Here is a 229-nt window from a genome sequence, read left to right on the forward strand (position 1 = left end):
CTGAATCGTACGCATTAAGTTGCGATCCACTTTCATTAAACGCACCACGCCGGCAGTGATCAGATACCCCACGCCCGGAATCACCGTGAACAGCAGCATGATGCCGTTAATCGCGTTGGGGCCCTGCTGTTTTGCGCCGGCATCGTAGCCATAAATGGACAGCAGGAAACCGACCATCGCCCCCGCAACCGCCAGCCCCACTTTGAGGAAGAACAGGTTGCCGGAGAAG

At 56.8% G+C, this 229-nt stretch carries 1 protein-coding gene; it reads right to left on the reverse strand.

Going from position 1 to position 229, the window contains the following annotated elements:
• On the reverse strand, window positions 1-229 hold a 229-nt coding region (locus KVT28_RS27490; protein ID WP_217551522.1), incomplete at both ends, for an MFS transporter.

Origin of the sequence: Pantoea sp. GbtcB22 (genome assembly GCF_019091025.1) — a bacterium.
Lineage (GTDB): Bacteria > Pseudomonadota > Gammaproteobacteria > Enterobacterales > Enterobacteriaceae > Pantoea > Pantoea leporis.